12 protein-coding genes are annotated in these 13,290 nt (G+C 71.1%); 2 read left to right on the forward strand and 10 right to left on the reverse strand.

Annotated features, from left to right (window positions below; all coding sequences use genetic code 11):
• Positions 1-633: 633 nt before the first annotated feature.
• Entirely contained in the window at positions 634-861 is a 228-nt protein-coding gene (locus tag AIIKEEIJ_RS23950; protein ID WP_006933441.1) for a hypothetical protein, read from the forward strand.
• 52 nt (positions 862-913) lie between these two features.
• Here the strand turns inward: AIIKEEIJ_RS23950 and dnaE are convergent, their stop codons facing one another.
• The 8 genes from dnaE to lspA form a co-directional block, all read right to left on the reverse strand.
• Positions 914-4,450: a DNA polymerase III subunit alpha gene (dnaE, locus tag AIIKEEIJ_RS23955; RefSeq protein WP_029544158.1), complete on the reverse strand. Its 3,537-nt coding sequence runs from the start codon at positions 4,448-4,450 to the stop codon at positions 914-916.
• Positions 4,451-4,551: 101 nt separating this feature from the next.
• Positions 4,552-5,475, reverse strand: a complete 924-nt coding sequence (gene rarD / locus AIIKEEIJ_RS23960; RefSeq protein WP_161996726.1) for an EamA family transporter RarD — start codon at positions 5,473-5,475, stop codon at positions 4,552-4,554.
• A 46-nt stretch (positions 5,476-5,521) separates the two neighbouring features.
• Positions 5,522-6,085: a LemA family protein gene (locus tag AIIKEEIJ_RS23965; protein ID WP_043801901.1), complete on the reverse strand. Its 564-nt coding sequence runs from the start codon at positions 6,083-6,085 to the stop codon at positions 5,522-5,524.
• A gap of 70 nt (positions 6,086-6,155) precedes the next feature.
• Positions 6,156-7,139: a DUF2207 family protein gene (locus tag AIIKEEIJ_RS34120; RefSeq protein ID WP_338021008.1), complete on the reverse strand. Its 984-nt coding sequence runs from the start codon at positions 7,137-7,139 to the stop codon at positions 6,156-6,158.
• 45 nt (positions 7,140-7,184) lie between these two features.
• A complete protein-coding gene (locus tag AIIKEEIJ_RS34125) occupies positions 7,185-7,934 on the reverse strand; it encodes a DUF2207 domain-containing protein (RefSeq protein ID WP_338021009.1) in 750 nt (249 codons plus the stop codon).
• Between the two features lie 57 nt (positions 7,935-7,991).
• Positions 7,992-8,621, reverse strand: a complete 630-nt coding sequence (locus AIIKEEIJ_RS23975; RefSeq protein ID WP_006933435.1) for a hypothetical protein — start codon at positions 8,619-8,621, stop codon at positions 7,992-7,994.
• A gap of 11 nt (positions 8,622-8,632) precedes the next feature.
• A complete protein-coding gene (locus tag AIIKEEIJ_RS23980; RefSeq protein WP_174824791.1) occupies positions 8,633-9,541 on the reverse strand; it encodes an RluA family pseudouridine synthase in 909 nt (302 codons plus the stop codon).
• A gap of 14 nt (positions 9,542-9,555) precedes the next feature.
• Entirely contained in the window at positions 9,556-10,191 is a 636-nt protein-coding gene (lspA, locus tag AIIKEEIJ_RS23985; RefSeq protein WP_037200951.1) for a signal peptidase II, read from the reverse strand.
• Positions 10,192-10,239: 48 nt separating this feature from the next.
• Between lspA and AIIKEEIJ_RS23990 the strand changes: the two genes are divergently transcribed.
• Complete coding sequence (locus AIIKEEIJ_RS23990; RefSeq protein WP_373566437.1) at positions 10,240-11,184, forward strand: hypothetical protein; 945 nt, start codon at positions 10,240-10,242, stop codon at positions 11,182-11,184.
• A 64-nt stretch (positions 11,185-11,248) separates the two neighbouring features.
• Here the strand turns inward: AIIKEEIJ_RS23990 and AIIKEEIJ_RS23995 are convergent, their stop codons facing one another.
• Both AIIKEEIJ_RS23995 and AIIKEEIJ_RS24000 read right to left on the reverse strand, forming a co-directional pair.
• Positions 11,249-11,788, reverse strand: coding sequence for a hypothetical protein (locus tag AIIKEEIJ_RS23995; RefSeq protein ID WP_161996727.1), 540 nt, complete (start codon positions 11,786-11,788; stop codon positions 11,249-11,251).
• Between the two features lie 102 nt (positions 11,789-11,890).
• Positions 11,891-13,234 carry a DNA polymerase IV gene (locus AIIKEEIJ_RS24000; protein ID WP_006933423.1) on the reverse strand — a complete coding sequence of 448 codons (1,344 nt, stop codon included), beginning with the start codon at positions 13,232-13,234 and terminating at the stop codon, positions 11,891-11,893.
• Positions 13,235-13,290 lie beyond the last annotated feature (56 nt).

Genomic DNA, 13,290 nt, shown 5'->3' on the forward strand with positions numbered 1-13,290 from the left:
GTGCTCTTTCGTCGAGTCGAGTTGGTAGCTCTCTCGAAGAATCACGCGGTGACCGTCTTTCGTCCGGTTACGACACGCCGGTCATCGGATCCGATCCGGCTCGTACACCATCCTGATGGACGCAACCATGTTTCTGTGGAAGGAACCCCAAGATGATCGGGTGGTAACCGTCGCGAGTCGCCGCGACACGCCGAACAACACCGGCCCCTACAGTCGCAGCAGGTCGCCGAGGTGAAGAATCGAGCTCAGAGTGCATCCGAGAACGCTACGAGCCGGTGGCGAGGCATGTGAAGTGTGAGAACAGGTGAACTCCTGGTACGTCAATGAGTGCTTACGTCACGACCCGACCAAGAGTTCCCTGGCCATCATCGCTCATCGCGCCGTGCCCGTCATGCCCCACCCCGGACACGGCCCCCGGACACCAGTGCGCGGTGTACCGTCGTCGTCGCTCACCGACGCCCAGTGGGCGCTGCTCGAGCCGCCCGTGCCGCCGCCGGGCAACATCGACGGCGAGGGCGACGACCCGACCGCCGGGACCCGGCGTCACCGCGCCGATCGGCAATGTTCGGTAGACCGAAAACAAGTCTGCGAGTAGCCTGGCGGACGGGTTCCCCGAGGCGCACGGAGGTCGAGATGACGACGATGGATTCGCCCACCCCCACCCGCCGCCGGCCCGCGTCCGTCGACGTGGCCGGAACCGCATGGCCGCTGTACAAGCTCGAGGCACTCGTCGCGGCCGTCCTGGTCCTCCTGGCGCTGTTCGCGATCACCGCGGATGCGCAGACCGCCGTGCTCACCGCCGCCGCGACCGCCACCGTCGTCTGGTGGGCCCGCCTGCTGCACTACCGCCGCGACACCTGACCGCAGCGACACCCGACCGCAGCGGCGTCCGACTGCAGACACCGTCGGCGGGTCAGGTCGCCAGGCAGGCCGGCCCGAGCAGAGCCTTGAGATCCCCCATCAGCGCCGACGACGGCTCCACCCGCAGGCTGTCGTCCACCTTCAGCACGGTGACCTTGCTGCCGGAGATCAGCCGGACGTGCACGTCCGAGGTACCGGGGTGGCGGGTGAGCACGCTCTTGAGCGCCCCGACCTTGTCGGGGGTGCACAGCCGGGTCGGCATCGACACCGACAGCGGCTTGGCCACCCCGACCTGCGACAGGTCGGGCACGGCGAGATCGTTGGCGATCAACGAGATCCGGTCGTCGCGGATCGACACCCGCGCCTTGACCAGCACCACCGAGTCCTCGACCACGTCCATGCCGTACACCGAGTAGGACTGCGGGAAGAAGAGCACCTCGATGCCGCCGGCGAGATCCTCGAGCTGCGCCGACGCCCAGGTCAGACCGTTCTTGTTGATGCGGCGGTTCACCGACGCGAGGATGCCGCCCACGGTGACCTGGGTGCCGTCCTTGATCGCGCCCTCGAGGATGGTCGGGATCGCGGTGTCCGACTGCTGGGCGAGCACGTGCTCGACGCCGTTGAGCGGATGCCCGGACACGTACAGGCCCAGCATCTCCCGTTCGAGGGCGAGCTTGTGCTTGGTATCCCACTCCTCCTCGGGGATCTTCACGTTGAACACCGAGGTGACCGACTCGTCGGCGTCCGCGCCGCCGAACAGGTCGAACTGCCCGATCGCCTCGGCCTTCTTGGTGCCCATGACCGCGTCGATCGCGTCGGCGTGGACCAGCATCAGGCCCTTGCGGGGATGGCCGAGCGAATCGAACCCGCCGGCCTTGATCAGCGACTCGGTGACCTTCTTCGAACATGCGAGCGCATCGATCTTGTTGAGGTAGTCGGAGAAGTCGGTGAACCGGCCCTTCTCCTCCCGCGCCCGGATGATGGACGCCACGACGTTGATACCGACGTTGCGCACCGCGCCGAGGCCGAACCGGATGTCCTCCCCCACCGACGCGAAGTCGACCCGCGACTCGTTGACGTCGGGCGGCAGCACGGTGATGCCCATCTTGCGGCAGTCCGACAGGTAGACCGCAGCCTTGTCCTTGTCGTCGCCGACGGACGTGAGCAGGCCCGCCATGTACTCGGCGGGGTAGTTCGCCTTGAGGTACGCCGTCCAGAACGAGACGAGGCCGTACCCGGCGGCGTGCGACTTGTTGAACGCGTATCCGGCGAACGGAAGCACCGTGTCCCACAATGCGGTGATCGCGGGCTGGGAGAAGCCGTTGTCGAGCATGCCCTTCTGGAAGCCGCCGTACGCCTCCTCGAGGATCTCCTTCTTCTTCTTGCCCATGGCTCGCCGTAGCAGGTCTGCCTGTCCGAGCGAGTAACCGGCCACCTTCTGAGCGATCTGCATGATCTGCTCCTGGTAGACGATCAGGCCGTAGGTGTCGGCCAGGATGTCCTTCAGCGGCTCCTCGAGCTCGGGGTGAATCGGCTTGACCTCTTGCCGGCCGTTCTTGCGGTCGGCGTAGTCGTTGTGGGCGTTCATGCCCATCGGGCCGGGCCGGTACAGCGCGAGCACGGCGACGATGTCCTCGAAGCCGGTCGGCTGCATCCGGCGCAGCAGATCGCGCATGGCGCTGCCGTCGAGCTGGAACACGCCCAGGGTGTCGCCGCGGGCCAGCAACTCGTAGGTGGGCGGATCCTCGAGCGGCAGCGTGTCCAGGTCGAGGTCGATGCCGCGGTTGTTCTTGATGTTCTCGATCGCGTCACCGATGACGGTGAGGTTCCGCAGACCGAGGAAGTCCATCTTCAGCAGGCCGATGGCCTCGCACGACGGGTAGTCCCAGCCGGTGATGATCGCGCCGTCCTGCGCCCGCTTCCACAGCGGGATGGCGTCCATCAGCGGCTCGGAGGACATGATCACCGCGCAGGCATGCACGCCGGCGTTGCGGATCAGGCCCTCGAGGCCGAGCGCGGTGTCGTAGATCTTCTTCACGTCCGGGTTGGATTCGATCAGCGCCCGGACCTCGGCGGCCTCCTTGTACCGCTCGTGGTTCGGGTCGGTGATGCCCGACACCGGAATGTCCTTGGCCATGATCGGCGGCGGCAGCGCCTTGGTGATCTGGTCGGCGATCGCGAAGCCCGGCTGGCCGAACTGCACGCGCGCCGAGTCCTTGATCGCGGCCTTCGTCTTGATGGTGCCGAACGTGATCACCTGGGCGACCTTGTCGTTGCCCCACTTCTCGGTCGCGTACCGCACCATCTCGCCGCGGCGGCGATCGTCGAAGTCGATGTCGATATCGGGCATGGACACGCGCTCGGGGTTGAGGAACCGCTCGAACAGCAGGCCGTGCGGGATCGGATCGATGTTCGTGATGCCCATGGCGTAGGCGACGAGCGAACCGGCGGCCGAGCCTCGACCCGGACCGACCCGGATACCCACCTCGCGGGCGTGGTTGATCAGGTCGCCGACGACGAGGAAGTACGCCGGGAAACCCATCTCGCAGATCACGTCGATCTCGTAGTCGGCGCGGCGCAGGTATTCGTCGGGCGCGCCGTTCGGGAAGCGGCGGTCGAGGCCGCGCATGACCTCCTTGCGCAGCCAGCTCGCCTGCGTCTCCCCCTCGGGCACGGGGAAGATCGGCATGCGGTCGCGGTGGGTCCACACCTCCTCGTAGGACTGCACCCGCTCGGCGATGAGCAGCGTGTTGTCGCACGCGCCGGGCACCTCGCCGTCCCACAGCGCCCGCATCTCCGCGGCGGACTTCAGGTAGTAGCCGTCGCCGTCGAACTTGAAGCGGGTCGGATCCGACAGCGTCTTGCCGGTCTGGATGCACAGCAGCGCCTCGTGGTTCTCGGCGGCATCCTTGGTGACGTAGTGGCAGTCGTTGGTGGCCAGCGGCGGGATGCCGAGCGTGCGGCCGATCTCGAGCAGGCCCTCCCGGACGCGGCGCTCGATGGACAGGCCGTGATCCATCAGCTCGAGGAAAAAGTTGTCCTTGCCCCAGATCTCCTGCCACTTCGCGGCCGCCTCGAGCGCCTCGCGGTCGTGGCCGAGACGCAGCCGGGTCTGGATCTCCCCCGACGGGCAGCCGGTGGTCGCGATGATGCCCTCGGCGTGGTGGGCGATGAGGTCCTCGTCCATCCGGGCCCACTTGCCGAGCTGGCCCTCGATGGAGGCGAGCGAGGACAGCTTGAACAGGTTCCGCAGTCCGGTGGCGTTCTCGGCCACCATCGTCATGTGCGTGTACGAGCCGGAACCGGAGACGTCGTCGGACTTCTGGCTCGGATCCCCCCACTGCACGCGCTTGGTGCTGAACCGCGACTCCGGGGCGATGTAGGCCTCGATGCCGATGATCGGCTTGATCCCGAACTTCGTCGCGGCGTTGTAGAACTCGCTGGCGCCGTACATGTTCCCGTGGTCGGTCATCCCGACCGCCGTCATCCCCAGCCGCTCGGCCTCCTTGAACAGGGGACCGACCTTCGCGGCGCCGTCGAGCATCGAGTACTCGGTGTGGTTGTGCAGATGAACGAACGAGTCAGCCACGCGTGCCTCTCCCGGAAGGTCTGTGAGCATCCCGAGTGTAGGCCTCCCCGGCGACGGGATCGGACCGCCACACCGGCGCCGGCGGCGAGTCGTGACCGGTGTTACTCCGGTGTACTCGAGGTGACCGGTTCGAGGCGTCCGCGCGCCGTGCGGGCCCGCAGGACGGCGTCGACGGTGAACACCGCCAGCGCGGTCCAGATCAGCCCGAAGCCGATCCACCGCGAGGCGGGCATGTCCTCGTGCAGCACCAGCACGCCCCACGCCATCTGCAGGCCGGGGGTCAGGTACTGCAGCATGCCGAGGGTCACCAGCGGCACCCGCTGGGCGGCCGCCCCGAACAGCAGCAGCGGCAGCGCCGTGACGAGCCCGGCCGACACGAGCAGCAGCGAGTGCCCGGCCCCGTGGCCGGTGAAGGTGCCGGTGCCGGTGACGGCGAGGAAGACCAGGTAGCCCGCCGCGAACGGCACGGCGACGATGCCCTCCCCCGTCAGCGACGTCCGCGGATCGAGCGGCACGATCTTCTTGACCACCCCGTACAGCGCGAACGAGAACGCCAGGGTCAGCGCGATCAGCGGCGGCCGGCCGTAGTCCACGGTGATCACCGCCACCGCGGCGGTCGCCACGAACAGGGCCGCGACCTGGGGGCGGCGCAGGCGCTCCCGGAAGAACAACACCCCGAACAGCACGCTGACCAGCGGGTTGATGAAGTAGCCCAGCGCGGTCTCGACCACCCGGCCCGACACGACGCCGTAGATGTACGTACCCCAGTTGACGGCGATGGCCACCGACGCCGCCGCGACCAGGGCCCACACCCGCACGCCCAGTCCCCGCAGCGAGCCGAGCCGGCCGAGCACGGCGAGCAGCAGCAGCATCGCCAGCAGCGTCCACAGCACCCGGTGGGCGAGTATCTCGACGGGTCCGGCGGGCTCGAGCAGCCCGAAGAACGCCGGGAAGAGTCCCCACGTCAGATAGGCGCCGAGCCCGCACACGATGCCGGCGTCGAAGCGCGATGCGGTGCTGCTCACCGCTCAACGGTAGGGCCCGGTGGCGCGACCGCGCGCGCCGGGTGGATCAGAACGACACGGTCGGCGGCAGTTCCGTGCCCGCCGGAGCGGTGTAGAACTCACGCTCGCGCACACCCGCCGGTCCCGCGAAGAACATCCACGGGATCGTCTTCAGCGACGTGTTGAGCCGGCCCGCGGCGTCGTTGTAGTACTGGCGGGCGAAGGCGAGCTGGTCCTCGGTCTCGCCGAGCTGGCGCTGCAGATCCAGGAAGTTGGCCGATGCCTTCAGGTCCGGGTAGTTCTCGGCGACGGCGAGCACGTCGAACACCGCCTTCTCGAGCCGGGCGTCGGCCTGGGCCTTCTCTGCGACCGTGCCGCCGGAAGCCGCCCGCGACGCGGCGGTGCGCGCGGCGGTGACCTCCTCGAGCACGCTCTTCTCGTGCGCCGCGTAGCCGCGCACCGTCGCCACGAGGTTCGGCACCAGGTCCGCGCGCCGGCTCAGTTGCACGTCGATGCCACCGAGGGCCTCCTGGGCCAGCACGTCGGCGCGGCGCAGCCGGTTGAAGCCGACCACGAACACGGCACCGAGCACCACCACCAGCACGACGACGATCACGATTGCGGTCACCATGGAGCCGCCCTCCTTCCGTAGCCCGGCACCGGTGCGGACGCGCCGGTGCCTCGTTCACCGCGGCGATCGGTCACCACGAGCCGCCACCACCGCCGCCGCCGCCACCACCGCCACCACCGCCGCCCGACGACGAGGACTGCGACGCGGTGTACGCGCCGATCGACGACGACAGGGCCGACTCGAAGCTGTCGAATCCCCCGGTCCCCGAGGCGAATCCGTGCACTCCGACCGGATACGGGTACCACGCCGGCGCCGGCGGCTCGGACCCGGTGACCGTGCGGTACTTCTCCGCCCACCGGTCGGCCACGCCGAACGCGACCGCGTACGGAATGTAGCGGGTGTAGAGGTCGCGTTCCGCCGAGAACCGGTAGCGGTCCTCGCTCGACGGGGTCACGAGCATGCGCCGGAACCCACCGGCACGCGACCACATCTCGCGGCCCTTCGCGGTGCGCCGCGTCCCCGCCTCCGGCCGCAACAGCTCCCATCCGCCGAACACGAACGCCGCCGCCGGCAGGCCCCACATGCTCGGCCACACCGGCACCGCGAACCCGACCACCGCGAGGACCAGCGCCAGCACCACCGCCGCCTTGCCGAGACGCTCGCGGGCCGACGGGGCCACCAGTCCCTCGGTGCGGGCCCAGATCCGGCACTGCGACGCCAGCTCCGTCGTCGCCTTCGACAACCGTTCCCCCGCCGACTTCGAGCCGTCGGCCCGCAGCACCGCGCCGGGGTACGAGATCTGCAGTGCGTCGCCGACCGCCCGGGTCACCGGGTCCGTCGCCGCCCACCTGTCCGCGGACGCGACGCCGCGGACCTCCCACACGTCGGACTTCTTCCCGCCGCCGGCGGGGCGCAGCTCGACCAGTTCCTCCTCTGCGGCGTACAGCAGCGTCGCCGCGAGCGGCGCGGGCCCGGGCCGCTCGGAGGCGAGGTAGACGGTCTGCACCGGTCCGAAGCCGTCGGGCGGCGAGTACAGCACCGGCAGGCCCGGCTCGGGTTCGCGGGCTGTCCACGCCCACCGGGCCGCGACGGCGAATCCGAGCAGGCTCAGCATCGCGACCACCGCCACGACCGGCGCCGACCGCCCGAGGATGGGATCTCAGGCGACCGGCCAGGGCACCGTGGCCCGGGCCGGGGCGTCGAGCCCGAGCCCGATGCGCACGTTCACCGCCGTCCGGGGTTCGAGCCCGGTCACCCCGACGGAGACGGTGTCGGTGCCGGCCCCGCCGAGGATGCAGGCCGCCCCCGACACCGCACATTCGACCAGGCCGGACGCCGCGGGCAGCCGCACCGTGATGTCGGCCCGGTTGATGGCCATCTCCCACCCGCCGGGAACCACGCTCCAGTGGAACACCGAGCCGACCGGGGCGGCCGTCCCCGCGGCCGTGTCGAACGTCGCGGCGGCGCCGCCCGGTGGGTCGAGGACCCCCTCGGTGGTGTACTCGATGCGATAGGTGTGGGTGCCCGGCTCCAGGTACACGTCGGGGTCCCCGATCTTCGCGACGACGAATCGGTGTCCCTGTTGCCGGCCCGTCTCGAACGGCTCGGGCGCGCCGTCGCGTTCGACGGAGACGATCTCGGGGATGTGGCGCACGTGCGGATCGGCGCCCGTGGTGACGTCCCAGTACCGGAAGATGCCGTGCCGGCCGGCCGGGAAGGCGACCGTGACGGTTTCGGTGGCGGTGAGCCCGCCGTCGGCCTCGACGGTGTAGTCGGCGGTGTAGTTCGTGATCCGCGCCGGATCCGACGCGGCGGATGCGTCGCCGGTGTCGAGTCCGGCGAGCAGCGGCCACAGCAGACCCGTCGCAGCGAGCAGCGCAACCAGGAGATACCCCAGAACCCGTGCCACCGCGCCACCGTACCCACCGGCGAGGCGTCTGTCCCGCCGATCCTGCGCGACCGGACCTCAGGGCTCGCCGTCGTCCGGTCCCGGAGCGACGACGTCGACGTGCTCGGGCAGCAGCGGGTTCACCGAGAACGCGCCGGCGACCGCGTCCGCGGGCAGCAGTTCGACGGCGCGGACGCCGGGGGCCGCGGCGAGCTCCGACGCCGTCGCCGGCGCGACGCGCACCACGACGCCGACGACGCAGGCGCACCCGTCCGCGAGACGATCGGCCGAGACCGCGGCGACGCGCGCGGCCCGGTCGGCGCCGCCCGCCTGCCGCAGCCGGCCCGCCGCGACGGCGGGCGCACGCAGCAGCGCCTCCCGATGGGCGGGCACGGCGACCGGGACCAGTGGGGTCTGCACCCGCTCGATCGGGACGCGGAACAGCACCTGCGCGATGCGTGGGTCTCCCGGCAGCGCCGCCGCCTGCTCGACCGTCACCGGCGTCGCGAAGGACACCAGGCCCCACCGCGGTTCGCCGGTGCCGGACTCGACGCTCGCCTGGGCGCGCGCGAGGTAGCCGGCGACCGCCTCGCCGTGGTCGGGGCCGAGGGTGTCGGTGCGCACCGTCGCCGTCCGGGCCGGCGTGAGCAGCCCGGCCGCGAGCACCGCCAGCAGCAGTGCCGCCGTCGCCGCCCACGGCAGGGACACGCGCCGCACGGTCAGGCGCTGCGCAGCACGGCGAGCGCGTGCTCGAGGTCGGCCGGGTACTTGCTGGTGATCTCGATCCAGCGCCCGTCGGCGGGATGCGCGAACCCGAGCGACCGGGCGTGCAGCCACTGCCGCTCGAGGCCGAGCCGCTCGGCCAGGCGCGGGTCGGCGCCGTAGGTCAGGTCACCGCAGCAGGGGTGCCGCAGCGCGGAGAAGTGCACGCGGATCTGATGGGTGCGGCCGGTCTCGAGGTGGATGTCGAGCAGGCTCGCGGCCTGGAACGCCTCGATCGTGTCGTAGTGGGTGATGCTGGGCTTGCCGTCGGCGGTGACGGCGAACTTCCAGTCGCTGCTGCGATGCCGGCCGATCGGCGCGTCGATCGTGCCGCTGCTCGGATCGGGGTGCCCCTGCACGAGGGCGTGGTAGCGCTTGTCGATGGTGCGCTGCTTGAAGGCCCGCTTGAGCACCGTGTAGGCGCGCTCGGACGTTGCGACGACCATGACCCCGGACGTGCCGACGTCGAGGCGGTGGACGATGCCCTGCCGCTCGTGGGCGCCGGAGGTGGAGATGCGGAATCCGGCGGCCGCCAGTCCGCCGATCACGGTCGGCCCGGTCCAGCCGACGCTCGCGTGCGCGGCGACGCCGACGGGCTTGTCGACGGCGACGATGTCGTCGTCCGCATAGAGGATCTCCATGCCCTCCACGGGCGTCGCCTCGATGGTGAGGGGCCGGGGCGGCTCGGGCAGTTCCACCTCGAGCCAGGAACCGGCGGACAGTCGATCGGACTTGCCCGCGGCGGCACCGTCGACCAGGACGGCTCCCTCCTCGGTCAGGGCGGCGATCGCCGTGCGCGACAGGCCGAGCAGCCGTGCCAGGCCCGCGTCGACCCGCATCCCGTCGAGCCCGTCGGGGACGGGCATCGCCCGGGTTTCTCTCACTTGTGTGCTTCCTTTCTGCTGTCGGAGGAGCCGGTCTTCCGCGAGCCGTCCGGTTCGACGCCGAAGACGGTCAGCGCCACGAGCAGGATCGCGCCGCAGACGATGGCGGAATCGGCGACGTTGAACACCGGCCACCAGCCGACCGACACGAAGTCGACGACGTGGCCCTGCAGCGGGCCCGGGGAACGGAAGATCCGGTCGACGAGATTACCCAGCGCGCCCCCGAGGACGAGCCCGAGTCCCAGCGCCCACCAGCCCGATCGCAGCGTGCGGCCGATCCTGACCACGCCCACCACGACGGCAACGGCGACTAGGGTCAGCAGCCACGTCATGCCGGTGGCCATCGAGAAGGCGGCGCCCGGGTTGCGCACCAACGTGAGCGTCACGGTGTCCCCGACGATCGAGACGGGATCGGCCGGATCGATGTAGTGGACGGCCAGCACCTTGGTGAGCAGGTCGAACCCGAAGATCACCGCGGCGAGGGCGAGCAGCTCGCGCAGCCGCCGGGCCGGCGCGGGCGCGTCCTTCGCCGGGGTTCCGGCCGAGGACGACGCAACCGGGGGTTCCGCGACGGCGTCGGGGTGGGCATCGTGCTCGGTGGGGTCGTCGGTCACCCTGCCATCATCCCCCATTCGAGGAGCGCGACGGCCACCCCGCCCGCCGTGGCTACCCTGGGCTGCGTGCCTGTGCTGCCCAGATTCGCCCGCCCGAGGGCACGCTCCCTCGGTGTGGCCCTGTCCCTGACCACCCTCCTCGCCGGGTGCGGCAACTCCGCCGACGGTGCCGCCCCCACGTCGACGGCGACCTCGACGGAGGTCACGGTGCCCGTCGCCGCGGTCACCGCGGTGGTCCTGGAGCCGGGGGCCGAGCCGCGCAGCCGGATCCGGCTCACCCCACCCGTCGACACGAGCCAGCAGGTGGCGCTGACGACCGCCTCGCAGGTCTTCCAGTCGATCGGCGATCAGCCGGCACAGGACTTCTCCACCCCCGAACTGACGTTGCCGCTCACCGCGCGGGTGAGCGACGCCGTGTCGGACGCCTCGCCGAGCAGCCTCGTGGACCTGCGGATCGACGACGCCACCTCGCCGGATGCGGCCCTCGCCGCAGCGCTCGGGCCCGCTCGGGGATCCGAGGCGGGACTGACGATGTCCCCGTCCGGCGCGGTGAGCGCGCTGCGGCTCGATCCCACACCGGACTCCGCGGACATCGCCCGATCGGCCATCGAGCAGGCCTTCTACCAGGCCGTGTACCGGATGGTGTCGTTCCCCGAGGAGGAGATCGGCGTGGGTGGGGTGTGGGAGATCCACCAACAGGTGATGAGCGGGATGGCGCTCGATCAGGTCGCCACCGCGAGCCTGCTCGAGCGGGACGGCGACCTGCTGACCGTGCACCTGCGCATCACCCAGACCCCGCGCGAGGCCACCTGGGCGCTGCCGAACGGGTCCGGTCGGCTGAACATCGACCGGTACGAGATGACCGGCGAAGGCACGATGACCATCGACCTCGGCCGGCCGCTCCCGATCGCCGGGGACCTCACGGTCGGCGGGGAGCAGGCGTACAGCGATCCCGCGGGCACCACCCGTCTGGCGCAGACCCTGGTGGACCGGGTGCGCTGGCAGTCCTGAGCGGACGGGCGGACGCGGCGGCGGCCGGGGCGGATCTCCGCCCCGGCCGCCGTGTCGGTCTACGTCAGGCGCAGGCCGGCGACTGCAGCTGAGCCGTCGCGACGATGGCGCAGGCGTTGTTCTTCGACAGCTTCCACACGCCGTTCTCCGCGACGAAGTCGACGGTGCCGACGGCGGGCTGCTGCGCACCGGCCAGCAGAGTCTCGATGCCGGCGGTGACCGTGCCGTTCTGGTTGTCGTTGACGTCCAGGACGGTGATCTGCGCGCCGGCCTGCTTGGCCGCGGCGGCGACCTGGTCGATCAGGGCGGGATCCTGCTCGGCACCCTGCACGAGGTTCACCTTCTCCTCGGCCGGGACGGTCTCGTCGAACGCCTTGGCCAGCATGGCGTTGAGGTCCTCGACGGTCGGCACCGGCGGGTACTGCGCGGCGGCGGTCGTGGTGCTGGTGGTGGTCTTCGCCGAGGTCGAGGTCGAGCTACCTCCGTCGTCCGAGCTGCAGGCGGACATCGTGAGGGCGGCGGCCAGAGCCACCGTGGCGACAGTGATCTTGCGAAGCTTCAACTTCTCGTCCTTCTCGTTCTCGATCGTGCACGGGTGTACCATGCTCGGTTCATCCAGCAGCGGATGCTCCACCGGGACAGCGGATCGCCCGTAAGCGTACCTGGCGGTAGTAAGAAGACCGTGAGAGCGGCGGGGCCCGCGCGCTCACCCGAGGCCGGCGAGCGGATCGGCCTCGGAGAGGGCGGGATCGTTCTCGTCGAGGGTGCGGGCCGGCCCCGGCCCGGTCGAGCGCGTCTCGAAGCGGATCGTCACCACGCCGTGCCCGGCGCCCTGCACCCAGCCGTGTCCGAACTCCGGATGCCGCACGTCCGTGCCGGGACGCCACCGCCGTCCCGTCACCGTCGTGACGTGCTCCGGCCCGGCGTCCGGCGACGACTCCACCGGGTCCTCCGGGGGCTGCTCGAGTTCGGGGAACAGCGACTCCTGCCGGATGCTGGACAGGCCGGCGAGGCCGACGCCGACGAGGCGGATCGGGCCGATCTCGAGCGGGTCGAGCGCCAGCCGCTGCGCCGCCGCCGTGAGCGTCGCCACATCCTCGGTGGCGTACGGCAGCGTCGACGAGCGGGTGAGGATGCTCATGTCGGCCTTGCGCAGCTTGAGCACGACGGTCCGGGCGGCCCGGCCGTCGCGCCGCAACCGGCGATGCGCTGCGGCGGCGCTGCCGGTGACGGCACGTCGCAGCTCGGCGAGGGTGACGATGTCCGTCGGGAACGTCGTCTCGGCGCTGACCTGCTTGGCGTCGGCGCGTTCGACGACCGGTCGATCGTCGTGCCCGTTGGCGAGCCGGTGCAGCGCCGGGCCGACCGTGGCGCCCAAAATCGAGGCCGCCTCCGGGACCGGCAGCGCCGCGAGGTCACCGATCGTGTCGATGCCCAGACGCCGCAGGCGCTCCTCCGACACCGGTCCGATCCCCCACAGCTTGCGTACCGGCAGGCCGTGCAGCAGCGCCAGCTCCTCCTCGGGACGCACGACGAGCGCTCCGTCGGGCTTGGCGAGGCCGGAGGCGATCTTGGCGATCTGCTTGCCGGAGCCGGCGCCGACGGACGCGACGAGGCCGGTGCGGGCCCGCACCTCGTCGCGCAGCCGCGCACAGAACCGTTCCACGTCGTGGTGGGCGGCGCCGGCGAGCTCGGCGGGTTCGGCGAACGCCTCGTCGAGCGACAGCGTCTCGAGCACGGGGATGCGCTCGCGCAACACGTCGAACACGGTCTGGCTGAGCGCCTGGTACAGCACCCCGCGCGGCGGCAGCACCACCGCGGCGGGCCCCACCAGCCGGCGGGCCCGGCTCATCGGCATCGCCGACCGCGCCCCGAAGACGCGGGCTTCGTAGCTGGCCCCGGCGACGACGCCGCGCGCGCCGAGGCCGCCGACGAGCACCGGCCGACCCCGTAGGGTCGGCCGGGTCAGTTGTTCGGCGGAGGCGAAGAAGGCGTCCAGGTCCAGGTGCAGCACCCAGCGCCGACCGCTCGGATTCACCACGGGGGGCACCCGGGCATCCTCGCCCCTCGCACCGACATCACGCCCGCATCGGCGTCACCGCCGTC

The sequence above is a fragment of the Rhodococcus sp. YH1 genome (genome assembly GCF_009939605.1).
In the GTDB taxonomy this organism is placed as follows: domain Bacteria; phylum Actinomycetota; class Actinomycetes; order Mycobacteriales; family Mycobacteriaceae; genus Rhodococcus; species Rhodococcus aetherivorans.